Source organism: Neptunitalea chrysea (assembly GCF_027924145.1).
Classification (GTDB): domain Bacteria; phylum Bacteroidota; class Bacteroidia; order Flavobacteriales; family Flavobacteriaceae; genus Neptunitalea; species Neptunitalea chrysea.
In genome coordinates this window covers 68,654-92,901 of record NZ_BRVP01000009.1, presented here as the reverse complement: position 1 = coordinate 92,901, position 24,248 = coordinate 68,654, and the positions used below count along the sequence as shown (strand labels likewise).

General features: G+C 34.8%; 27 protein-coding genes. 15 read left to right on the top strand and 12 right to left on the bottom strand.

Annotated elements, in window-relative coordinates; genetic code table 11:
• Positions 1-52 precede the first annotated feature (52 nt).
• Positions 53-1,240, top strand: a complete 1,188-nt coding sequence (locus tag NBRC110019_RS08075) for a tetratricopeptide repeat protein (RefSeq protein ID WP_281753880.1) — start codon at positions 53-55, stop codon at positions 1,238-1,240.
• A gap of 175 nt (positions 1,241-1,415) precedes the next feature.
• Here the strand turns inward: NBRC110019_RS08075 and NBRC110019_RS08070 are convergent, their stop codons facing one another.
• A complete protein-coding gene (locus NBRC110019_RS08070) occupies positions 1,416-2,618 on the bottom strand; it encodes a BaiN/RdsA family NAD(P)/FAD-dependent oxidoreductase (RefSeq protein ID WP_281753879.1) in 1,203 nt (400 codons plus the stop codon).
• Between the two features lie 227 nt (positions 2,619-2,845).
• Between NBRC110019_RS08070 and NBRC110019_RS08065 the strand changes: the two genes are divergently transcribed.
• From NBRC110019_RS08065 to NBRC110019_RS08035, 7 genes are all read left to right on the top strand, one after another.
• Positions 2,846-3,130, top strand: coding sequence for a hypothetical protein (locus NBRC110019_RS08065; RefSeq protein WP_281753877.1), 285 nt, complete (start codon positions 2,846-2,848; stop codon positions 3,128-3,130).
• A gap of 302 nt (positions 3,131-3,432) precedes the next feature.
• Positions 3,433-3,693, top strand: a complete 261-nt coding sequence (locus NBRC110019_RS08060) for a hypothetical protein (protein WP_281753875.1) — start codon at positions 3,433-3,435, stop codon at positions 3,691-3,693.
• 205 nt (positions 3,694-3,898) lie between these two features.
• Positions 3,899-4,459, top strand: coding sequence for a hypothetical protein (locus NBRC110019_RS08055; protein ID WP_281753874.1), 561 nt, complete (start codon positions 3,899-3,901; stop codon positions 4,457-4,459).
• 62 nt (positions 4,460-4,521) lie between these two features.
• Positions 4,522-5,031, top strand: coding sequence for a hypothetical protein (locus tag NBRC110019_RS08050; protein WP_281753872.1), 510 nt, complete (start codon positions 4,522-4,524; stop codon positions 5,029-5,031).
• A gap of 199 nt (positions 5,032-5,230) precedes the next feature.
• A complete protein-coding gene (locus NBRC110019_RS08045; RefSeq protein WP_281753870.1) occupies positions 5,231-5,917 on the top strand; it encodes a DUF4919 domain-containing protein in 687 nt (228 codons plus the stop codon).
• 37 nt (positions 5,918-5,954) lie between these two features.
• On the top strand, positions 5,955-6,617 hold the full coding sequence (locus NBRC110019_RS08040) for a hypothetical protein (protein WP_281753869.1): 663 nt from the start codon (positions 5,955-5,957) through the stop codon (positions 6,615-6,617).
• Between the two features lie 404 nt (positions 6,618-7,021).
• On the top strand, positions 7,022-7,522 hold the full coding sequence (locus tag NBRC110019_RS08035; protein ID WP_281753868.1) for a hypothetical protein: 501 nt from the start codon (positions 7,022-7,024) through the stop codon (positions 7,520-7,522).
• Positions 7,523-7,581: 59 nt separating this feature from the next.
• On the opposite strand, the gene NBRC110019_RS08030 is transcribed toward NBRC110019_RS08035, so the two are convergent.
• From NBRC110019_RS08030 to NBRC110019_RS08020, 3 genes are all read right to left on the bottom strand, one after another.
• Positions 7,582-8,028, bottom strand: coding sequence for a hypothetical protein (locus NBRC110019_RS08030; protein WP_281753867.1), 447 nt, complete (start codon positions 8,026-8,028; stop codon positions 7,582-7,584).
• A 131-nt stretch (positions 8,029-8,159) separates the two neighbouring features.
• Positions 8,160-8,354 (bottom strand): 30S ribosomal protein S21, encoded by a 195-nt coding sequence (gene rpsU / locus NBRC110019_RS08025; RefSeq protein ID WP_281753866.1) that lies wholly within the window; start codon positions 8,352-8,354, stop codon positions 8,160-8,162.
• 453 nt (positions 8,355-8,807) lie between these two features.
• Positions 8,808-9,095, bottom strand: a complete 288-nt coding sequence (locus NBRC110019_RS08020; protein WP_281753865.1) for a hypothetical protein — start codon at positions 9,093-9,095, stop codon at positions 8,808-8,810.
• A 124-nt stretch (positions 9,096-9,219) separates the two neighbouring features.
• Between NBRC110019_RS08020 and NBRC110019_RS08015 the strand changes: the two genes are divergently transcribed.
• Complete coding sequence (locus tag NBRC110019_RS08015; RefSeq protein ID WP_281753864.1) at positions 9,220-10,320, top strand: DUF4407 domain-containing protein; 1,101 nt, start codon at positions 9,220-9,222, stop codon at positions 10,318-10,320.
• Positions 10,321-10,452: 132 nt separating this feature from the next.
• Positions 10,453-11,229 (top strand): M15 family metallopeptidase, encoded by a 777-nt coding sequence (locus tag NBRC110019_RS08010; RefSeq protein WP_281753863.1) that lies wholly within the window; start codon positions 10,453-10,455, stop codon positions 11,227-11,229.
• Positions 11,230-11,307: 78 nt separating this feature from the next.
• Here NBRC110019_RS08010 and NBRC110019_RS08005 read toward each other — a convergent pair whose 3' ends face one another.
• From NBRC110019_RS08005 to NBRC110019_RS07985, 5 genes are all read right to left on the bottom strand, one after another.
• Positions 11,308-11,814 (bottom strand): hypothetical protein, encoded by a 507-nt coding sequence (locus tag NBRC110019_RS08005; protein ID WP_281753862.1) that lies wholly within the window; start codon positions 11,812-11,814, stop codon positions 11,308-11,310.
• Between the two features lie 162 nt (positions 11,815-11,976).
• Complete coding sequence (locus NBRC110019_RS08000) at positions 11,977-12,339, bottom strand: DUF805 domain-containing protein (RefSeq protein ID WP_281753861.1); 363 nt, start codon at positions 12,337-12,339, stop codon at positions 11,977-11,979.
• A gap of 203 nt (positions 12,340-12,542) precedes the next feature.
• Positions 12,543-13,301, bottom strand: a complete 759-nt coding sequence (locus NBRC110019_RS07995) for a succinate dehydrogenase/fumarate reductase iron-sulfur subunit (protein ID WP_281753986.1) — start codon at positions 13,299-13,301, stop codon at positions 12,543-12,545.
• 1 nt (position 13,302) lies between these two features.
• Positions 13,303-15,318, bottom strand: a complete 2,016-nt coding sequence (locus NBRC110019_RS07990) for a fumarate reductase/succinate dehydrogenase flavoprotein subunit (RefSeq protein WP_281753860.1) — start codon at positions 15,316-15,318, stop codon at positions 13,303-13,305.
• Between the two features lie 12 nt (positions 15,319-15,330).
• A complete protein-coding gene (locus tag NBRC110019_RS07985) occupies positions 15,331-16,005 on the bottom strand; it encodes a succinate dehydrogenase cytochrome b subunit (RefSeq protein ID WP_281753859.1) in 675 nt (224 codons plus the stop codon).
• A 343-nt stretch (positions 16,006-16,348) separates the two neighbouring features.
• Between NBRC110019_RS07985 and NBRC110019_RS07980 the strand changes: the two genes are divergently transcribed.
• The 4 genes from NBRC110019_RS07980 to NBRC110019_RS07965 all read left to right on the top strand — a co-directional run bounded on the left by NBRC110019_RS07980 (position 16,349) and on the right by NBRC110019_RS07965 (position 19,419).
• Positions 16,349-17,641, top strand: coding sequence for an aminopeptidase P family protein (locus NBRC110019_RS07980; RefSeq protein WP_281753858.1), 1,293 nt, complete (start codon positions 16,349-16,351; stop codon positions 17,639-17,641).
• Between the two features lie 259 nt (positions 17,642-17,900).
• Positions 17,901-18,680, top strand: a complete 780-nt coding sequence (locus NBRC110019_RS07975; RefSeq protein ID WP_281753857.1) for an alpha/beta fold hydrolase — start codon at positions 17,901-17,903, stop codon at positions 18,678-18,680.
• Positions 18,680-19,171, top strand: a complete 492-nt coding sequence (locus tag NBRC110019_RS07970; RefSeq protein ID WP_281753856.1) for a GNAT family N-acetyltransferase — start codon at positions 18,680-18,682, stop codon at positions 19,169-19,171. Before NBRC110019_RS07975 ends, NBRC110019_RS07970 begins: the two co-directional genes overlap by 1 nt.
• A 53-nt stretch (positions 19,172-19,224) precedes the next feature.
• Positions 19,225-19,419 (top strand): hypothetical protein, encoded by a 195-nt coding sequence (locus NBRC110019_RS07965; protein WP_281753854.1) that lies wholly within the window; start codon positions 19,225-19,227, stop codon positions 19,417-19,419.
• A gap of 4 nt (positions 19,420-19,423) precedes the next feature.
• Here NBRC110019_RS07965 and NBRC110019_RS07960 read toward each other — a convergent pair whose 3' ends face one another.
• Positions 19,424-19,636, bottom strand: coding sequence for a PH domain-containing protein (locus NBRC110019_RS07960; RefSeq protein ID WP_281753852.1), 213 nt, complete (start codon positions 19,634-19,636; stop codon positions 19,424-19,426).
• A gap of 25 nt (positions 19,637-19,661) precedes the next feature.
• Entirely contained in the window at positions 19,662-20,441 is a 780-nt protein-coding gene (locus tag NBRC110019_RS07955) for a nucleotidyltransferase domain-containing protein (protein ID WP_281753850.1), read from the bottom strand.
• A 307-nt stretch (positions 20,442-20,748) separates the two neighbouring features.
• Here NBRC110019_RS07955 and NBRC110019_RS07950 point away from each other — a divergent pair, with 307 nt between their 5' ends.
• Positions 20,749-21,609 (top strand): sulfurtransferase, encoded by an 861-nt coding sequence (locus NBRC110019_RS07950; RefSeq protein WP_281753848.1) that lies wholly within the window; start codon positions 20,749-20,751, stop codon positions 21,607-21,609.
• Positions 21,610-21,703: 94 nt separating this feature from the next.
• Here NBRC110019_RS07950 and NBRC110019_RS07945 read toward each other — a convergent pair whose 3' ends face one another.
• Positions 21,704-24,079, bottom strand: coding sequence for an outer membrane beta-barrel protein (locus NBRC110019_RS07945; RefSeq protein ID WP_281753846.1), 2,376 nt, complete (start codon positions 24,077-24,079; stop codon positions 21,704-21,706).
• Between the last annotated feature and the right edge of the window lie 169 nt (positions 24,080-24,248).

Sequence of the window (24,248 nt, the reverse complement as noted above, 5' to 3'; positions counted from 1 at the left end):
AAAAAATAATTGTATTTTTACACTATATAGTAAAACCAAATTAGCAAGCTCAATGTCTGAAGAAGAAGAGGCGGAGTTACATATAATTGAACCTAAAAAGTCAAAAAAAGAAACTCCTTTCGAAAGAAAAACAATATTAAATACATCTAAAAAATGGTACTCATCAATAAAAGAAACCACCTTTTTAAGTTATACTTTTATCCTATTTATTGTTTCTGTCTTACTTATCTCACTATATTCTTTAAACACTCCTTCTGATTTCTTAAGAGTTAGCTCATCATTAATTATACTCACTTTAGCCAGTTTTTTTACCGGAAGCATATTTGGTTTCCTCTTTGGACTACCTAATTATAAAGCTCATAATGAAAATTCTGAAAACAATATTGTTGATCATCAATACGACAAAAATCCATCTCTAAAAGAAATTACAAGTTGGTTAACTAAAATTATTGTTGGAGTATCTCTGGTTGAAATAAAATCAATAATTAAATATTTTAGTGAATTAATAAAAGATATATCATTTTACATCTCTGGCGATTTTCAAAGACATGTGTTAATAGTAGGTGCATTAATAATTTTCTTTTTCATCTTAGGCTTTATAGTATTCTTTCTAATTACTGTAACAAAAATATTTGAAATGCTTGTTAAAAATGACATGAACATTAAACATCTATTAAATAATACATTAATGGATTCTAAAGAAGCCCATATAAATAATGTTTTAAAAAACGATGATTTCAAGTCATTTAGTGTAAAACAGAAAAATCTAATTTTGCAGTATGTAAGTAATAATGGACTCAATAAATTAGATCCCTTTTATACAAAACGTCTAGCTAAATTTTTATACCTACAGAAAGAATACGATGCAGCTGCAAAGGCTTTTGAAATTGCTTATGAAAAAAACAGCAAAGATTATTACAGTTTTCTAAATGCTTGTTTTATTAGAAGCAGATTTTTAAAACAATTCAGTAAGTCAAATAAAAAGCTAAAAGAATTCACTGAGAAAAATCCAAAATTCCCACCTGCATTTTACAATTTAAGTTGTAATTACAACCGTGAATATAATGAGCTAGATAATGAAAATAAAGAAGATGATTATGGTAAAGACCTTAGGCTAAATGCTAGGGAATACTTAAAAAAAGCATTAACTCTAGACAGAGGTCTATACAGTGAAGCACTGAAAGACTCAGCTCTTAATGGCCTGGATATAAAAAATATATTAGCAGAAGTAACACAATAAATTTAATAGGATTAACATTTTTTTACTTAAAAATTAAGTATCTTTGAATATTAAATTATTTAGATCATAATGAAAAATCAAGACATCACCACATTATAATTGATAAATCCTTTGTTTATCTTTAACTGTTTCCAATACTTAAAAAAGTGGTTATAAGTAATTTTAATGATTCCCATTAACCCACAACAGCTTTTGCTACAATAAAGCCACCCGTCCAGGCATTCTGAAAGTTAAATCCTCCGGTAATGGCATCTATATTTAACACCTCACCAGCAAGGTAAAGGTTAGCGTGTAATTTGCTTTCAAAGGTTTTAAAGTTCACCTCTTTGAGCTCTACCCCTCCGGCAGTAACAAACTCTTCTTTAAAGGTGCTCTTACCATTAATGGTAAAGGTAGCAGCAGTTGAAGCAGTGGCTAATTGGTTGAGTTGTTTTTTAGAGACATCTGCCCAACGAATTTCGGTTAGGTTTAGTTCCTTTACAATACCCTCCCATAAACGTTTTGGAATATCGAATACACGAGTATTCCCAATGTTTTTTTTAGGCTGATGTTCTTTACAATCTTTCAACACTTCCATTGCCTCATCAAAACTCACTGTATGTAACCAGTTTACCTGTATGTTAAACTTATACGCTTTATCCGCTAAGGCACGAGCCCCCCAAGCAGATAATTTCAATACGGCAGGACCGCTAAATCCCCAATGAGTTACCAATAAAGGTCCAACAGATTCTAGTTTAGTCCCTGGTATTTTTACCAATGCCATTGTTGCCAATCCCGGAATGGGTTTTAGCAATGGGTGCTTACAATTAAAGGTAAACAACGATGGTACCGGTGGCACAATAGTATGCCCTAGCGCTTCTAATACCTTCCAGATTTTAGGATTACTTCCTGTAGCTACTACCACTTTCTTGGCAGTAACAGTATCGGTCCCCAATTGTACTTTATACCCTTCATCTTCGGGTACAATATCTTTAACCGGAACCCCTTTTAAAACGGTGACTCCGTATTTCTTAGCTTCGCTCAAAAAACAATCGATGATGGTTTGCGAACTATCACTCTCCGGAAAAATGCGCCCGTCTTCTTCAATCTTCAAGGCGACTCCACGAGTATCAAACCACTCCATTACATCACCACTCATAAACGTATGAAAGGGACCATTCAATTCACGTTCTCCTCTAGGGTAGTTTTTAGCCAGTTCTTTTGGTACAAATTCGGCATGGGTTACATTGCAACGCCCTCCTCCAGATATTTTCACCTTAGAAAGTACTTCTTTACCGCGCTCAGCAATTACAACTTTAAGAGCGCTTTGTTGTGCAATATTTATTGCAGTAAAAAATCCGGCCGCACCGCCTCCTATTACCAAAACATCTGTAGTCATACTGCAAAGGTAGTTTTTTTAAGTTGGGCACCAGAGGCTAGTTCATATATGCTATTTAAACCATTAAAAACCATCCCTATTCACTCCCAAAATACAGCTTTCTAAGCCGTAATTTTAGCGTTTCTTTGATACTATTTATGATTCCTTTGATACTTAAAGCAAACAGGGGATCGTATCTTTGATTTTATAAAAATGTATTAAAGAGTAACGTGAAACATCACATACACATGCCGCAAGATATGAACCATAATTCGTCCTCCTTAACCGGAATGCTACTTACTATACTTCACTTAATAGTGGGTATTCTTATGGCTATTATGGTCTTATTAGTAAGCCTTTTAGTTATAGGAGGTATAAACAACATTCTACTAATGATACCCGCTTTAGCGTTTTTAACTTCGCTAGGCATAATTATGCATAAATCTGGTTATAAAAATATAGCTACCGGTATTGGTTTGGGCGCTATTGTACTAATTTTAGTTACTTTTTTCTTCTTTAAACTTATTGGGTAACACTACTTAAAAGCGTATAAAATTGTCCTTTCATTACGCATAATACTTCTATTTTAACTATTACTACATCACAATTAACACTCCATTAAGAACTAGCTGTTATCGTTTAAAATATATTCGCCATTATAATATTTTAACGGCTTAATACTTAATATAGTAAGAAGCAATAAAACTCTCCTCATCATCATTCTTTTAGTTTTAAAACTTTTATGTATACCGCTAGTAAAGAGCGGTATACTTACCTTTAAAAGCCCCCTCTAATTACAAAATATTGTATCTTTAAACAATTTAATATAACAAATATGAAAACTACTATACGCTACTATATTGGTAGTATTGTTTTATTTTTTGTTGGGTTTATACTACACGATAACTTTTTAGCAGCTATCAATTATTTAATTAATAATGATTTAGTTCAATTATCCTACAACAACCTATCTGAACCTTTTTATACAAAAATGAGCTTTGCCTTAATTTTAGGGGCCGTACCTGTACTCTTAAAAATAGCGAATAGTATTGCCAAGTTTACCAAAAAACAGCTTATAATAACCATAGTGTACTAGTTTTGGCTATAGCTAATATAGCACGCAAAATTATTGCTATAAAAACCTATCCGCTCCTATCTATAAAACATGAAAACTTAGTGTTCCCTATAAAACCTTCACTATTTAATACCTCACTACTTTATGGTGCCATAGTTGGTCTTATAATTTGTACATTGTTATTTTTTATAATAAACAGAAGTCTAGACAAAAAGATATAAAACCGATGAATCAACTGTTACAAGGAATAGAATACTACCTTTTTCACTACGTATTTAAAAGTTTTGGCCTCTACACACTTTTTTATATACTATGGATACTTTTTAAAAGAAACAATAAATCTGTAAAAAAGTATGATGCTATTGCTTGTAAATTGATGGGTACTATAGGTATTGTAATGGGTATTTTGGTTACTGTAAATACCCTGTTATGGTACTACCAAGAGGCCACCTTAGAACAACAACAACACTATTTACAACGCCTTACCGGTTCTTATGGTTATGGTATTTGGTTTAATCCGTTACTACTATTAGTGCTATCGCAACTGCTATGGATTCCATTTTTAAGAAAAGCCCTTTTGTACAGATTGCTAACACTTCCTTTTTTCCTGTTCACCATAGAGCAGATAATTATTTTAACCACTTCATTTCATAGAGATTACTTACCCTCTTCATATCATACAGCCATACCAATCTTAGAAATAATTATAGCTTTAATAGGCTTCTTATTGGTTACCGGAGGTATCTATTATTTTTTAAAGAAAAAAGGAAAAATAAGTGGAGAATAGGTTTATATACTAGCATACGCTAAATTAAATTACATAAACAACCAATAAATAACAACAACATCATGACAAAACGAGATTTTCTACGCTTACTAATTAAAACATCTGCTCTTTACATGCTAATCACTAATATCTTCAATATTAGCTGGATAGCTATGACTCCGCAAATACCATACATTGACATTGTTATGACTTTTATTTATATTATACTATTAGCTATCTTATTTTGGCTAATAAACCATTATACAGATGCAATTATTAACTTCTTGAAGTTAGACCGTCATTTTGATGATGACCAAATTGTTATTGGTAACTTTAACTTACAAGGTATATTTACCGTTGCTGTTGTATGTATTGGAGGATATTTAATTGTAAACCAGATATTCGATTTCTGCTATTATTGTATTTTGGCATTTAAAGAAAAAGTAGCTGCTCACTCTTCAACGGAATCTTTGTATCCTATCACTAATTATTACAGAAAATGGATTACCTCTGGGGCATCTGTAATACTAGGCTATGCACTACTTACAAATGCTAAAAGAATAGGAAGCTGGCTATATCAACAAAATAAATAAAATCATGAAGCACCTATATTAGATACGCTTACTAATATATCTAGAACAGGTCATAATCTCACTAATTCAATAGAACAAACTAAACTCATTTTTTTTACAAAAAGTAAGCAATTGTTTAACACAATAACTACTTTAGATTACTTATATTTACTTTACTATTTACACTCCAAAGTAATTTGAAATAAGAGTACTTATTGCTATGAAATTATTGCTTACAGCTTTCTTTTTCATGCTATTTATAAATAGCTATGGACAAGAGTCGGTTGATTTTAGTCAGCCAAATTATGAAAATATAGAAAAAGAGATTTCTAAAAAAAGATCTGATTTTTATTATCCTAAGCTCATGGAAAAATTTCAAAAAGGAGATTCAACCATGACTATAGATGAGAAACGACATCTATACTATGGTTTTCAGTTTCAGGATGGGTATAATCCCTATGCTCGCTCTACTTATAAAGACAGTTTACAAACTGTTCTTAAAGAAGCCAACCCCACCAAAGAAGATATGAAAGACATTATTCGTTTTGGTGATTTGATACTAGCCGAAAACCCATTTGAATTGCGCACTATAAACTATCAGCTATATGCGTACGAACACCTTCAGATGGAAGAAGCATTTCATCAAAAGCTACAAATGTTTAGATCGATAATAGATGCTATATTTAGCTCAGGTAACGGGCTAACAGAAGAAACGGCTTACTACGTTATTTACGTTGCGCATGAGTACATTATTCTTGAAATAAACGAGTACACCTTTGAGGGGCAAAGTCTTATACATCATAAATACGACTACATGGAAATATCCGAAAACCCGGATGAAGTAAAAGGTCTCTATTTTGACGTTTCCGCCAGTTTAAATAGCATGTCTAAAATGTTTGAGAATTAATGTTTATATTCGATTAACTACTAATACTTTTACCTCCATGGCAGACCAATCCTTTAGGGCGTTCAGGTTTTTTACTACGTTAGAACAAGCCAATGATATGGCTACATTTTTGGAAGGCAAAAATATCCCTACTCAGTTAGCCGACAATGTACCTCCTCTTGATACTACCTTTTCTGGTAGCACTGTAACTCATCAAGTAGAAGTACAAATACCACAAAATTATTTTGCTAAAGCCGAAGCATTGGTGAAAAATGAATACAAAGAAAATCTGGATGACATAGATCCTGAATATTATTTATTTAGTTTTACAAACGAAGAGTTATATGACGTTTTATTAAAATATGATGAGTGGGGTGATTTAGATTATCAGTTGGCTCAAAAAATACTTAAAAATCGAGGGAAAACAATAGACAACGATGTATTAGAGGCTTTAAAACGCCAGCGTTTAAAAGATTTATCTCAACCAGAAAAAAATCAGACACCGTGGATTTTTTCCGGATATCTATTTGCACTATTGGGCGGCTTTATAGGAATTCTTATAGGCTACTCGTTGTTTGCTAATAAAAAGACATTACCTAACGGCACAAAAGTATATGCGCATACCGCTGCTACTCGTGCACATGGTCATTACATTTTTTATCTAGGTATTGGAATGTTTTTGGTGACCATGGTGCTGCGCCTAAGTGGCAAAGCGATTTAATTAAAAAGTAAACACGGATGGGTAACCATTACCTTTGTGGTACTATTACTTTTCTATAAAACTTTTGATAACCTGCTACACATTTTAGAAGTTACTAGTACATACTAAAAATAATTTTACGTACATTGTATACTACATTAGTGATTAACTCTCCTCAACAATTGAACTCATCTCATAATTTACTCAATAATTGAGATTAAATACTTGGAAGGCTTGCCCCAAAGTAATTTACTTACAAACTAGAATAAAACTGCAACACTTTTATAAATAACAGCTAAAAAAATAAATATTTAACACTTATAACATCAAATCATTAAAATAAATATCCTTATTTTTACAAATAGTTAACAAACACCACACAGATATACAAGACAGTAAACCAATTAATTAAAACTATTTATAGGGTGAAAATTGCTCGTATAATTATTTTTCTATTGTTAACCATACTAACCGGAGTATACTTTGGCTTGGGGTCTTTTACTCAGTTTGTATACTTTTTTGTAGTCATTTTATTTGGCACAGTTGTCTCTGGTATTTGGCTAACCTATTCAACATTAGATAAAGTAAAAAACCAATATTTAGTGCGCTTACTTGGTTTTTCTGTAGGCTCGTTAATGTTATGCGTAGCCACCTATCAAGTTAAAAACTACATTAACCAAAAACATGCCGAAAATCTTATTGCCTGCATAGATAAATACAAATTACATCACAGTAACTACCCAGAAAGCTTAGAACAGCTCGCAACTGAATCTGAAGAGGACTTACCTCAATATTTTTACAAATTAAGTTGTCATAATTTTGACTATGTAGTAAGTAATCATAACTATATTTTAGCATTTAATATAGATAACGCAACCTATAAGCTTTATAATAGCCGGAGTAAGGTTTGGTTTATACAAGATTAACTAAAAAAACCCGTAAACATACTATGCTTACGGGCTCTATATTTTATAAAAATACGTTCTTAATCAAACCATAATTGGTAAGGTATCATAAGCAAAAATAACAGCAATCCTACCATGTAAAAGAATGCTATTTTACCAAATTTTGCTTTAGCGGTAGTTTTCTTTTTATGAACAGACCACCCAATAGTAATTAAAGCTATAGCAATAACATTGGTTAAAGGGTGCTCTAAAAGTACTTTACGTAATAATGGGTTTTTCATTACCCCTGCACCTAGCTCAGACCATTGAGAAAAACGTGGTGAAACAAAGTACAAAACAATACCTATTAATAATTGTATATGAGAAACAATTAACCCAAATAGGCTAATACGTAAATCTTTATCGGTAAATGGTTTATTAGTAATAAACTTTACAATTGCATTAATGGTTGCTAAAAACAAAATTAACAGCACTAAATAAGCCCAATAAGAGTGAATGGTTAAAATCGCATTGTATACTTTAGACATAATTATAATTTTTATGGTTGCTAAAATACAATTTAAGATAATGCGATACTACCAATTTTTAAAAGTTATTATGTATACACAAATAAAAAACCACTATTGTTAAATAGTGGTTCTCTATATTATTGTGACCTTTATTCTTCCAGATTTCTTAAAAAAGCTTCTTTATGAGCCGCTTTTTGCTTGGCTTTTCTTCTGGCTACTGAAGGTTTTGTAAAGTGCTGCCTTTCTCTTAACTCATTTAACACCTTAGTGTTTCTAAACTTTCTTTTGTGTCTTTTTAAAGCACGCTCTATACTCTCGCCTTCTTTTACAATGGTTTTTAACATAAAAATCCTCCTTTTAATTTAATAATTCAGCCCCAATTATAAAAATAAAATTCATAAAAGCAAGCTACAAACCCTTTTTATGATAATTATAGCAAAATTCTCTTAATTCCTTCAATAATTTTGCATTATTATAAGCTAACGCAATTGCTTTTATACTTCAAATGTTACTTTATACGTAAAGACATGTGCAGGTATACTTTTAGTAACTCCCCTACCAACTGGCTCCAATGGCACAACCATCACTCATAGTAACAGGGCAACAATCGAGTCGTACAAAATTAAAGTTCATAAACACATTACTCCCCATTTTGGTATTTACCCCCATAGTCTGCACATAGCGGTTTTTCTATACGGATATTGGCTCCAACTTCTGCAAAGAGTTGGCACTGTATGTTGTCTTTTTCGGTAACCTCTCTAGGTGAGGTAGCATTAAATGTACTTCTAAACTTATTATCAAGCTACACTTAAAAGCATCATTACAAAAGTAACACCACCTAAAAGCACTAGTATGGGGGCTAAAATGCTAATTACCAGTCCGGCTATAGAGAGCCCCATACCATTCTCTAATTTGTCTGCTTTTACTATACCAATAATACTAAAAATGACTCCTAGTATCCATAATATAAAATCTAAAAAAGGAATCCAGAATAAGAAAATAGCTAACAGTGCTAACGTAAAACCAGCAATGCCAAAACTATTGGTTTCCTTTCTTTCAAATCCATGATCATATTGCCTATTCATTACAGTCAAGTTTTTACTACAAAAAACTAAGATACAAGATATTATACAATGTACTTGTAACATTTTACCAAAAATTGCGTTATATACAGTATCAATCATCAATCAAAAAACGATCTCTACAGTTATGATACAAAAGTTTTTTATCCTCTGTTCCGGAGCAGATAAAGCTATTCTGGAAACCTGCTCCAACGGAGAGCGCAACAAATATGCAGGCATGGGTGCCACCGTTTTCTTTACGGCACTTATGGCTTGGATTGCGGGTTCTTATGCACTATACACTATTTTTGATAACGTTTACACCGCTGTGTTTTTCGGACTCATTTGGGGGCTACTCATCTTTAATTTAGATAGGTACATTGTAGGTACCATGCGTAAAAAAGATTCTAAACTTAATGAGCTAGTACAGGCTACCCCTCGTATTATATTAGCCATTATTATTGCTATTGTAATTTCTAAACCTTTGGAATTAAAGATTTTTCAAAAAGAAATTGATGCCGTTTTACAAGAGGAACGCAATGCCAAATTACTAACCAATAAATCGCAAGTAACCGCCTACTACCAAAATGATATTAATCAATTAACGGGCGCTATTTCTATGCTAAAAAAAGAGGTTTCCGATAAAGAAACTGAAGTAAATGCATTGTATAAAACCTATATTGAAGAGGCCGAAGGTGTATCGGGTACCAAAAAATTAGGTAAAGGCCCTGTATATGAGGAAAAACGCCAAAAGCACGACACAGCTTTACAAGAATTGCAATTACTAAAAGAACAAAATAGCCTTAAAATAGCTGATAAAGAAAAAGAAATACAGGCGCTTAATACCCAACTACAGGAACAAATTACCACTACCAATCCGGTGATAGAAAACTTTGACGGACTCATGGCTCGTATTACCGCCTTGGGTAAACTCCCCTGGATACCGGTACTTTTTATTACACTGTTATTTCTAACCATAGAAACAGCCCCTGTAATTATAAAACTACTAGCTTCTAAAGGAGAGTACGATGCTAAGCTTGCCGATATAGAAGAAACTCAAACTGGATGGTTGGCTCAAAAGGCATATCAACGTAAGCAACAGCAAGAAACAGACAGAGATCTGAACGATCGTATTTATGAAGATCTGAAGACCGATGAAGCATTATACTGTGTGAAAAAAGAAAAAGCAGCAGAAATTGCCCGTTTGCAAGCAACTGCATTTTACGAGCAACAAAAATCTATTTTATAAGGCGAGGTAGCTACGTATCATAGCAGGAAAGCGTAGCTATTTAAACCGATGGTATATACCATCGGTTTTTTTATTACTTCTTTAATAGATATTCCATTATAGAAACGGTATCTTTCGATAAAAAGAAACGCTATGAAAAGTATTGGTAAGTTGGCTCTCATAGGAATGTTTTGTTTGGCTTCATGCAACAACGCGTCTCGGAAATCTGAAAAATCTATAGCTAAAGCAACTCCTAAGGAGGCTAATTCTGAAGTTGTAAATACTTCTGAAACCAAACAAACTACCGGTATTACAAAAGCATTTGTATTGGGTAAATTTGACTTTACCACCAACCCTTCTTTTACTAAAATAGGAGCTCCGTATGCTTCTAAAAACTTATACCTAAAGAAGGAAACTTTTAATGCTTTTAAAAAAATGTATGAGGCGGCTAAAAAAGATGGAGTTACGCTTACCATTATTTCCGGAACTCGTAACTTTAATTACCAAAAAGGTATTTGGGAGCGTAAGTGGGAAAAATATAAAGACCTTGAACCGCTAGAGCGCGCTAAAAAAATACTGGAGTATAGTTCTATGCCCTCTACATCCAGACACCATTGGGGAACCGATATGGATATAAACAATCTTAATAACTCCTATTTTGAGAGTGGAGCAGGGCGTAAAGTATACAACTGGTTGCAACAACATGCTCATAGCTATGGTTTCTATCAAGTATACACAGATAAGTCTACAGGTAGACCCGGATATAGTATGGAAAAATGGCATTGGAGCTATACCTCATTAGCTAAACAGTACCTTAACTTCTATAATGAAAATATTAATTACTCAGACATTAATGGTTTTAAAGGATCTGAGCTTGCCAAAGACTTGTATGTAATAAAGTTATATGTGAATGGGGTTAATAAAATGTAATTTTACAAACTACCCTCAAAGTAAACCGTTCAGGCATTCCTGAAAACTGATTTTTACTTTCGAGATAAACCTCGGTATTTAATCTTGATTACCGAGTAAAATTTCCTTTTTAAGAGCCACAAGTCCAGTAACCACTATACCTAACATTAAAGGCAAATATAACAACGCAATGTTGGTACCAATGTTTACCCCTAAATTAAAAAACACCAACCCTAAATAACCCAACACAAAATAATTAACCAATCCCTTATCTTTCGTGCGAACAGCAAACAAAATAAGGTTAGTCAAAATAATCAGCCCACTTAATAACACTAAAATGCTACTGTTTATAAAACCAAACTGCCAATGGGTAATTTTAAACAACACCCCTACACAAAAGACAGCAACCCCAAGAGCCGATACCACCCAAGCTCTAGCACTTTTTATAAAGTATGTTTCTACATAGATTAAAAAGAACAAAGAAATGAGGAGAAACTTATTTATTAAAGCAAGCAACAGAGTGTCTAAAAAAAGTAAAGAAACGGTATTAACTACCATTAAAGCAAAGTATATAACAAGAACTGCGTAATATATTTTTTTGGACATAAGAATTTGTTAGTTGTTAGTTGTTAGTTGTTAGTTGTTAGTTGTTAGTTGTTAGTTGTTAATTGTTAATTGTTAATTGTTAAGATACAACAAATACCACAAACAAAAAACAGCAGGTAAAAACCTACTGTTCGTTATATTTAAAAAAGAAATACTTCTTACTTATGCAACTTCTTTAGGGTTAGGCCCCCACTTGTTTTCTCCTGGTTCACCATCGGTTGCCATCAAAACAATAAGCCAAATTGCTCCTACTAATGGAATTAACCCAACAAGACACATCCATCCGCTTTTACCTACGTCGTGTAATCTACGTACAGCTACAGCAAAACCAGGTAAAAATACTACTAATGAGTACAAAGTTCTTATAACTCCTACATCATCAAGTCCAGTACCTAACAACATATCTAAAATCGCTGCTACAATACTAAAAATTATATTAAACAAAATGAACATCCAATACTCTTGTCTTCTTGCACGTCCTTTAAAATCGACATACTGCCTTAAAACCTTTAAATACCAATCCATAATAATAAAATAGTTAGTTAATTTGTTTAGATTATCAATTTACAATAGTTCGAATTTAGTAAATTTTTATAATAAACAGCAATATTTTTTACACCCAAAAACTCATACCAACTAACAAAAAAACCGGGAACACAAATGTGCTCCCGGTTTACTTGGTATAAATATAAGATGAATCACTAAGAGTAAAATTCTTTCCTTCTTAATTATGACTTAGCAAGGCTTGCAGCAAGGTACTCACGGTTCATACGAGCAATGTTCTCTAAAGAAATTCCTTTAGGACATTCAATCTCACAAGCTCCTGTATTGGTACAGTTACCAAAACCTTCTAAATCCATTTGTTTAACCATGTTCATTACACGCTCTGTAGCCTCTACTCTACCTTGCGGCAACAAAGCAAACTGAGATACTTTAGCAGACGTAAATAACATAGCACTGGCATTTTTACAAGCAGCCACACATGCACCACAACCAATACAAGTAGCAGCATCCATAGCCTTGTCTGCAGCTTCTTTACTAATTGGAATAGCGTTAGCATCTTGTGTATTACCAGAAGTATTTATAGAAATATACCCCCCAGCTTGTTGAATTCTTTCAAAAGCAGTACGGTCTACAATTAAGTCTTTTATTACTGGGAATGCAGCAGCTCTCCATGGCTCAATTACAATTGTATCACCATCGTTAAACATACGCATGTGTAACTGACACGTGGTAATACCACGATCTGGACCATGCGCCTCGCCGTTGATTTGTAATGAACACATACCGCAGATACCTTCTCTACAGTCGTGGTCAAAAGCAACAGGCTCTTCTCCTTTAGCCACTAAACCTTCATTCAAAACGTCCATCATTTCCAGAAAAGACATATGTTCCGAGATATCAGTAACTTTATATTCGACCATTTGACCCTTAGCCTTTGAGTCTTTCTGTCTCCAAATTTTAAGTGTTAAATTCATAATGTCTATCTTATTTGTATGAACGTTGTTTTAGTTCAATATCTTTAAATTCTAATTGTTCTTTGTGTAACACAGCATCACTTGGTTCTCCTTTAAATTCCCAAGCTGAAACGTATGCATACTCTGTATCGTTACGTTTTGCTTCTCCTTTTTGTTCACCGTCTAACTCAACAGACTCTTCACGGAAGTGACCTCCACAAGATTCGTTTCTGTTAAGTGCATCCATAGCAAACAATTCACCAAGTTCAAGGAAGTCGGCTACTCTACCTGCCTTCTCTAACTCTGGGTTCAACTCATCTGCACCACCCGGTACTTTAACTTCTTTCCAAAACTCGTCACGAAGGGCTTTAATTTCAGCAATCGCTTCTTTAAGACCTTTTTCGTTACGAGACATACCACATTTCTCCCACATGATTTTACCTAGTTTCTTATGGTAATAATCAACTGAGTTGGTACCCTCATTATTAACAAAGAAATCAATTCTGTCTTTAACCGATTTTTCAGCTTCGTCAAATTCAGGGGAATCTGTTGGTATTTTTCCGGTTCTAATCTCGTTAGAAAGGTAATCACCTATTGTATAAGGCAATACAAAGTAACCATCTGCCAAACCTTGCATTAATGCAGAAGCTCCTAAACGGTTAGCACCGTGATCAGAGAAGTTAGCCTCACCAATACAATATAAACCAGGTACCGTAGTCATTAAATTATAATCTACCCAAACACCACCCATGGTATAGTGTGTTGCCGGATAAATCATCATTGGTGTTTCGTATGGGTTCTCATCCACGATTTTTTCATACATCTGGAATAAGTTACCATATTTAGCTTCAACAATTGCTTTTCCTAATTCATAAACTTTTGCTGCACTAGGACTTTTAATATTATGAATTTTAGCCTGCTCTTTACCGTAACGCTCAATAGCCGAAGAAAAGTCTAAATAAACCGCTTCACCTGTAGCATTTACACCGTAACCAGCATCACAACGCTCTTTAGCCGCTCTAGATGCAACATCACGAGGTACTAAGTTACCAAATGCAGGATATCTTCTTTCTAAGTAATAATCTCTATCTTCTTCAGCAATTTGAGTAGGTTTCAATCTACCTTCTTGTAATGCCTTAGCATCATCAAGTTTTGCCGGTACCCAAATTCTACCATCATTCCGTAACGACTCAGACATCAATGTTAATTTAGACTGATAGTCACCAGTACGAGGTATACAAGTTGGGTGAATTTGTGTAAAACATGGGTTAGCAAAGAAAGCCCCTTTTTTATGAATTTTCCAAGCTGCAGTAGCATTAGATCCCATTGCATTCGTAGATAAGAAATAAACGTTACCATAACCACCGGTAGCAATTACTACTGCGTGAGCAGAGTGTCTTTCAATTTCTCCGGTAATAAGGTTACGCGCAATAATACCACGTGCACTACCATTTACAACAACCACGTCTAACATTTCGTGACGGTTGTACATATCTATTTTACCACGAGCAATCTGGCGGTTCATAGCCGAGTATGCTCCTAATAATAACTGTTGTCCTGTTTGTCCTTTAGCGTAAAACGTACGCGATACCAACACCCCACCAAACGAACGGTTATCTAACAGCCCGCCATAGTCACGTGCAAAAGGAACTCCTTGTGCCACACACTGGTCAATTATATTTCCAGAAACCTCAGCCAAACGATATACGTTAGCCTCACGAGAACGGTAATCACCACCTTTTACAGTATCGTAAAATAAACGATAGTTAGAATCACCATCACCCATGTAGTTTTTAGCTGCATTGATACCCCCTTGAGCTGCAATAGAGTGCGCTCTACGAGGAGAATCTTGGTAAGCAAATGCTTTTACATTGTAGCCCAACTCAGCTAACGTAGCTGCTGCCGAACCTCCTGCTAAACCTGTTCCCACAACAATGATATCGATATGACGCTTGTTAGCCGGGTTAACCAGGTTAATTTTATCTTTATAAGTAGTCCACTTATCTTTAATTGGACCCTCAGGTACTTTTGAATCTAAAATAGCCATACTGAATCTGTTTTATTGGGTAATGAAATGGAACAATGCAATGAAAATAAATCCTAACGGAATTACAATTGCATAAATGTTTCCTAGTTTAACAATTGCATTACGGAACTTACGAACACCAATCGACTGGAAAGCAGATTGAAAACCGTGTAATAAGTGCAATGATAATAACGCAAAACCTACACAATAAAAAATTACTCTCCATAGGTCTGCAAATTTAGCATGCATTTCCTCGTAATATCTAAGATGCTCAGTTCCAGGAATAACACCGCTCATATCGCCTTCAACGTATTTTACGGTCATCTCATGTACCCAGAAATCATAAAAGTGTAATCCTAAGAAAGCTAAAATTACAGCACCACTTACTAACATGTTTCTAGACATCCATGAAGCACTAGCTCCACCATTATATTTAGAATACTTTACAGGTCTTGAAGCTTTGTTTTTAGCTTCTAAAACAAACCCCATTACAAAGTGAAACACAACCCCTAAAATAAGAATTGGTTGCATTAAAAATTGTACCAAAGGATTTGTTCCCATAAAATGAGAAGCTTCATTAAAAGCATCTTCACTAAATATAGAAATAAAATTCACAGAAAAGTGTAGTAACAAGAAAATAATAAGAAAGAGAGCCGAAAGAGCCATTGCGACTTTCCTTGCTATTGATGATTTTATTAATCCGCTCATTGGTTTAAGAAATTTTGTTATACAAAAATAGAGTAAGAGGCTTTTATTAACAAAACTTTGATGCTCATTTAATGTCCATTTTATCTATTTAGAATGAATATAAAAAGGTGTTTTAACGGTACACTACATCGTTTGAGGCGTATTCCCACATGATTCCTTATAAATGTAGCGCACTAAAATGATATATGTTATTGTTATTTTTAAACAAGTGCTTGTAATTTGTAGAGTTTACCCCAAAACAAGCTCTAAAACTAGCTAACATTAACAGTTTTTAGCATCTCTATTTCTGCCATTCTTTAACAATTATATACCTTTGTGTGAATCATAATTAAATACAAAACGTATGAAATACTTCCCTATAAGCAGTACCCTTTTTGTGAAAAACAGAGCCAAATTTACAGCGGCTATGAAACCAAAAAGTATTGCTGTTTTTAACTCAAACGATATGTACCCTATTGGTGCCGATAGTACCTTACCTTTTGAACAAGCTCGCGATTTATTTTATTTGAGCGGCGCCGACCAAGAAGAAACGATTCTTGTACTGTTTCCTGATAGCATTAACCCTAAACATAAAGAAGTTCTTTTTGTTCGTGAAACCAATGAACACATTGCTATCTGGGAAGGGGAAAAATTAACGAAAGAAGCAGCTACCAAAACCAGTGGTATTAAAACTGTTTATTGGTTAACTGATTTTGAGCGTGTGTTCCATGAGTTAATGTGCGAAGCTGAAACCATATACTTTAATACCAATGAACATTACCGCCAATCGGTGCAAACACAAACCCGTGAAGACCGTTTTATTGAATGGTGCAAAAATAAGTACCCCGCTCATGCTATTGCCAAAAGCAACCAGATATTACAAAAAGCAAGAGGAGTAAAAGAGCCTGAGGAGATAGCGCTTATTAAAAACGCATGCGATATTACCGAAAAAGGGTTTAAACGAATTCTTCAGTTTGTTAAACCAGGGGTAATGGAATATGAGATTGAAGCTGAATTTATGCACGAGTTTTTAAGAAACCGTTCTAGAGGTTTTGCCTACACTCCTATTGTTGCTAGTGGTTATAATGCAAATGTATTACACTACATACAAAACAATCAAGAATGTAAAGATGGTGATATGTTATTACTGGATGTTGGTGCAGAATATGCAAACTATGCTAGTGATATGACACGTACCATTCCTGTAAACGGACGTTTTACCGACAGACAAAAACAGGTTTACAATGCAGTACTTAGAGTAAAGGAGGAAGCTACCAAAATGTTGGTTCCGGGTACTATGTGGGAAGCGTATCATGTAGAGGTTGGTAAACTAATGACTTCTGAATTACTTGGACTTGGATTGTTAGATAAAGCCGATGTACAAAATGAGAATCCGGATTGGCCTGCTTATAAAAAATACTTTATGCACGGTACCAGTCACCATATGGGATTAGACACGCACGATTATGGGGCTCTTAAAACACCTATGGAAGCAAATATGGTGTTTACGGTAGAACCTGGCATTTACATTCCTGCTGAAAACATGGGAATCCGTTTAGAAGATGATATGGTGATACAAGAAAACGGCGCACCTATCAACCTAATGGAAAACATTCCGTTAACGGTTGAGGAAATTGAAGACTGGATGAATAAATAGAATAATTCTGAATTTTGAATATATTAAAATGGGTAGTGAGCAATCGCTACCCATTTTTTATTGGGGTAATTGGGGAATAAGCTGAACCGTTCACCCTGAACTGGTTTCAGGGTCGCATCTGAGTGAGCCAAACAGTACGGGAGTTACTTGTGTGATGCTGAAACAAGTTCAGCATGACGGATACGATAATTTTTAATTCCCCCATTGGGGGTTAGGGGGCTTTAAAGTATCTTTACACTGGTAATAAAATAGATTCACGATGCCTTTACTCCCTCATAACAATGCACAGATACATTATACTAGTACTGGAAGCGGTACTGCCGTGGTGTTACTTCATGGCTTTTTAGAAAATAGCACTATCTACCAACCCTTTGTTAACGAACTAGCAAAAAACCATACGGTAGTAGTGATTGATTTACCCGGACACGGACAAACGGGTTGTTTTGCCGAAGTGCACACCATGGAATTGATGGCAGATATAGTACATCTTGTTTTAGAAAAAGAAGGGATTACCACTGCCGGACTTACAGGTCACTCTATGGGTGGCTATGTGGCGTTGGCGTTTTTGCACAAATACCCCGAAAAAGTTACGCATCTAATGTTACTAAATTCGGTAGCTTCTGAAGACACTCCTGAAAAGAAACTAAACAGAGACCGTGGTATTAAGGTGGCTAAAGAAATGCCTGAGAACTTTATTAGCATGGGGGTTATGAATTTGTTTTCGGAAGAACATAAGGTTAGTCTTGAGAAAGAAATAAAGGCCCTAAAACAAGAAGCTCTAAAAACACAAGTGGCTGGTATTACCGCTGCCTTAGCCGGAATGAAAATACGTCCTGATTTGGTTAACTTATTTAAAAATGCAAACATTAAAAAGCATTATATCATAGGTAACGAAGACCCTACTATTAATGTAGACGCTATTATTGAACAAGCGGATGCAGTAGGTGCCAATACCACCGTAGTACGTGGCGGACATATGAGTTACATTGAAAATAAAGAAGAGACGTTGCAGGCTCTTATTGAATTTTTTAAAAACTAATGCTACAACAACTTCACCATACACATCATAAAGAGGCTACTCTCTTATTTACAGCAGTAGTACAACACATGCAAGCTACAGGCTTAGACCAGTGGGATTCCATATACCCTGCAGCAACCCATATTACCGAAGACATTTCTTTGGGACACGCCTACGGTTATTTTGTAAACAACCTCTTAGCAGGCTATGTTGCTCTTAATGAAATATACAGTGATGAGTACAACAATATCCCATGGAAAACCCAAGCTCCTTTTCTTGTGGTGCATCGTTTGGCATTTGCACCGAAATTTCAAGGACAAGGTTTGGGTAAAAAATGCATGCTAGCCATTGAAACACTGGCTAAAACAAAAGACTATAAAGCCATAAGATTTGACACCTTTATACCTAACATAAGTGCCAACAACCTGTATATAAATCTCGGATACCAAAATAAAGGCACCGTTACCTTTAGAAAAGGCCAGTTCTATTGTTATGAAAAAATACTTGTATAAACAGTCTTAAAATCCAATGGAAAATTAGTACATTTATACTAAAATTAAGAATTATGAGCCCTACAAGACTAAAAATCACCTTCATTTCAGGTATCGCAATGCTTACCACTACCTACGCGTTAAAACACAAGGAGATTTTCGCAGATAGCATCGCAGGTTTTTTCTTTGGTTTTAGCTATGCATTGTTAGGTATTTGTATCTTTTATTTAGCTAAGCAAAATCTTACCCGTAAACAACCTCATAACTAACCACTCAGCACCTTAATCCCGTACAATTTCTATTGTTAGCATTCAGTGCTTTTACACCTGCTATAAGCTCCTCATTATTTATAAGAGCAACATAAATTTCGCTGTACTTATTATACACAAGTACCAAACCTCCTCTAGCCAAGGCTGACTTTACTCCAGACCATACGGTTTTCCCAACTATAATTTTCTGAATATCTCCAACAGGTATACTAACCACTATTTAACAACCTTTTACCCTTTTATTATTTACTAACTTGGCGGTAATAATATTCCATTACTGCTTCCTCAGTAGCGGTTTGCAACTGTACTTTATCTGTAAACAATTCCTGACGTAATTCTTTATATAGGGTTACAGTGCGCAACAAGGTGTCTAATAAATTATCTCTATCATACTGTGGTAAAGTCTGCTTTAATTTTTCATAATCAACACTACTCAAATTAGTTTCTACTTTACGTACTCCTTTAGGCAAATTTCCATTTTTAATCTGAATCATAGACCCAATAACTACCATTCTTAAAAAGCCAAAAAAATCAAAAGCTTCCATAAGCTCTCCCCTACCAATTTTTAGCAATGTGTAATGTACCCAAATCCAAAACCGATCTTCAATCCATTGATAGTCAGGATACGGAAATACCCCAGTCGTTTCATCTAAACGCTTTTGCAACATCCCCTCCGGGTCATGCAATAAAACGGGTGTTTCTATTCGGTCACCAAACTCCTCCAGTGTTACAAACTTAAAATCTACATGTAAAATAGGGTTACGGTACAAACAGATTAGCAAACGCGGTTCTCCCACATGTTCCCCTGTAAACCCAGATATATAATTAGGTATGCTATTGGCAATAGCCTTCATATTTTCCGGATTTTGAGTATTCTTGTTTTTGGTTACAATAACCAAATCAACATCCGAAAATTCATCCAGCTCACCAGTAATCCACGATCCTCCGGCAGCCACTCCAAGTACCTCTTTGTTTTTCTTAAGTACTTCTATAGCCTTTGTAGCAAATTGTTGTTGTATCATTTCTTATATCTTTCCCCAACCATCGAGAATTCATATTTTATGGACAATCCACAAAATGAAAAATTAAAGATATTAAAATAGAACTCTTCTATTATTACCTCAACTTTAATCCTTTTAAAAATAACCTTCCACATTTTTTTAGCACTAGTTCTTAATTATGGGTTACCATCCAATACGTATTTGTATTTTTTTCAAAGCTAAGAGAAATGTAAAAACACTTTTTATAATTTTATGCAATTCAACCTGATTAATTAAGTATAACTATTCTTATCTTAGCATATAGCCAACACTTTATCTTTAAATACAGATGAAATCAAACCTTAGCCCTATTATTACTGGTACGTCTTTACGTTCGGTTCTTAATTCCAGTTCAGTAATTATTATAGATGCTGGTAGTAGTCCTAAAGCTCAGGAAAACTATCAAAAAAACCATATTTCAGGTGCTTTTTATATAGACCTTAATACGCAATTATCTAACATAAAAGAAGATGCCGCTAAAGGAGGCCGACATCCATTACCTTCTCCTGAGGCTTTTGCTACTGTTTTAGAAACCTATGGAATTACACCCAATAGTCATATTGTTATTTACGATATGTTTTATGGAGCCAATGCGGCTGCCCGCTTGTGGTGGATGCTTACTGCCATAGGACACCAAAAAGTACAGGTATTGAGTGGCGGACTAGAAGCGGCTGAAAAAGCCGGAATTTCTATAGATGCTAACAACGTACCTACACCAGAAAAAGGGTATTACACAGCCACTACATGGGCTTTGCCTACCGCTACTATAGACGAAGTAGCTAGCACCGTTAATTTGGAAAATGGCTTGGTCATAGACGTACGTGATACTCCAAGATACAACGGAAAGACGGAACCTATAGATTTGATTGCCGGACATATTCCCGGAGCGGTTAATATTCCTTTTAAAGAAAATCTTACCGAAGAGTTTCTTTTTAAAAGTCCAGAAGAACTACACCAAAAATACACAACAGCTTTTGAAGGAAAGGCTACGGAACACATTATAATACATTGCGGATCGGGGGTTACGGCTTGTCATACCTTATTAGCAACTGCCTATGCAGGTTTGCCAATACCTAAGCTATATGTAGGTTCGTGGAGCGAGTGGAGCCGCAATAACCGCCCTATAGCAACACTACAAGTACCAAAATAATAACCAAAGGGCAAACTTTGTTAAGCTGCAACCAGTAACGGAAAGCGAAGTGGATACCCTACTAAAAAGTTGTATTCCGATAACTGGAGATAGTTTATTTATTATCTTGAATACGATTTTCTTCTTCCTGAGAAGAATTGGTTCTCTTTTTCTCTTTCTTAAAGCTATTTCCAAAGCTATAGGTTAGTTGCATATATACGTTACGTCTGTACCAGTCACTTACTACATTAGCATCTACATTACTATAGGTTACCGTACCCATAAATTTACGGTTAAGGATATCGCCTACACCCACATTTACTTTTAGCTTCTCATTCATAAATTTACGACTAAAAGCAGCGTTCATATTAGCAATCCAATCGTATTTAATTTGTCCTTCTAACCCTGAAGAATTGTAATACCCAAACACCTCTGCGTTAATCTTCCAAGGTAGCGTGTACTGCACATTAAAAAAGGCAGAAGTTCCCCAATTATCTAAATACAACCGTGGTGAAAGCTCATCCGAAGAGTACTTGTTGTAATTTACAATTACTCCAACATACCCGTCCATTCCTTTTAAGAAATTAAGAGGTGCATACAAACTAAAATTCCAGTACTCACGGTTCGCCAAATTAATCATACTACGTGACACTTCAGCAGTGGTATCATCCTGAGTAATAATCTCAAATAGGGCGTCGCTTGTTTTACCATAGGCAACACTAAAAAACGGCTGACTATCATAGAGCAAACTAAATTGCGTATTATGCGTAAACTCTGGTTTTAAATTGGCATTTCCTTTTTCATATGTATACGGATCGTAATAATACACAAACGAGTTTAAGGAGTTATAAGAAGGTCTGCTGATACGGTAACTATACGAAACATTAGCTCCAAAATGCTCAGAAAACTCTCGGCTTATACTAGCACTCGGAAAAATTTTAGAGATGTTCCGTTCATTAGTCTTCTGCGGATTGGTAGAAGTCCCTTTAGTATCGCTTTGCTCCCAGCGTACCCCACCTGAATACGACCACTTACCAACTTTACCACTCACCTTTGTATATAAGGCTAAGATATTTTCATCTACTAAAAATCGATTACTCTGGTTAGTTTGGTACTCAAAAGTTCCGGTACTATTTTCTGTATACGACTGTAAATCACTATCGGTATCAACCATTGAATACTTGGCACCCATCATATAACTAAAATTCTCAGAAAGCGTATGCTTGTAATCTCCTTTAAAAGTTAAAATTTGATAGGTACTGTTCTGAAAATAACGTTGGTTATCATAATCAATACTACTTTGCCCCACCTGATATAAATCGTTAACATTATCGTTAGTATAGTCAACAAAATTCACATCTACATTTACCTTATCTTTCTTATTATCGAACTCGTAATACGGATTCACATTAAATACATTCTGTTGTTTGTTAAACACACTATTGGTTAACAACTCCTCAGTACTGGTAGCAGTTATCACAGCCGTACCGTTATCGGTAGCTCTATCAGAATCGGTATACGAATATCTTGAGCTTACACCCAAACTGTTAAATTCATTAATGTAATAATCTAATCTTCCGTTAACTCTATACGTCTTCGGGTCGTACGGCGAAATGGTACTTTGTTTGTACACCGCATCTCCAACAGTTCTGGTAATAAATAAATCTTCTCTACTGGCATAATGACTTAATCCGCCTCCTAATTGCCAGTTTATTTTATTCTTATAACTTGCCACCGAAGCACTTGTAGCATACTCGTATTGATTATCGTACCCCTGATACGCCTTCACATTTCCATAAGTACCCAACTTTACATTCTTCTTTAAAATAATGTTTACAATGGGTCCCGATCCGGCAGCATCAAACTCGGCGCCTGGTTGCTTTATCAATTCTACCTTTGCTATATTATCGGCAGGCATGTCTCGTAGCAACGATGCCAAGTCCATATAATCAGTCGTCTTTCCGTTAATTAATATCCGTACTCCTTGTTGCCCCGCATAGGTAACCTTATCGTTACTCACAATAAGTCCGGGTACTTTTTTCATCACGTCAGAAAGATTGGTACTCACTGTTTCAGCATCTTCTAAATCAACAATTAACTTTTCGGCAGTTTGCTTAATAGTAGGTTTCTTTTTGGTAACTACTACCTCCTCTAGATTTTCGGTAGTTTCTTCCAAATCAAAATTCAAGACTTTAGTTTCATTACCCTGTACCGTAAAATTTTCAGATTTTTTTGTTTTAAAACCTAGTACCGAAACTATGATATGATAATCACCATCAGTAATACTTTCAAATATATAATTCCCGTTATTATCGGTAACTACCCCAGTAACTACCTCTTCCCCGGGTGCTTTATACAGTACCACATTCGCAAAAGGAAGCTGTTCCCCAGAAACTTCTTTTACAGATCCTTTAATGATATTTTGAGCTTGCATTGAAGCAATAAAAAGAAAGAACATGCAGCAAGAGAACAGTATCGTATGAATTCTCATAGTTGTTTTTTGATTGATGATGTTATTAGTATAAAAGACACAAAAAATTGAATTTTGTTACAATCTACACCACAAAAAAAATGTCATTTTTACAAAAGGCGAACTAGAAAGCTCGCCTTTTGAAACAAATAACACAAAAAGTAATTAACAAAAATTCTTAAACAATGCA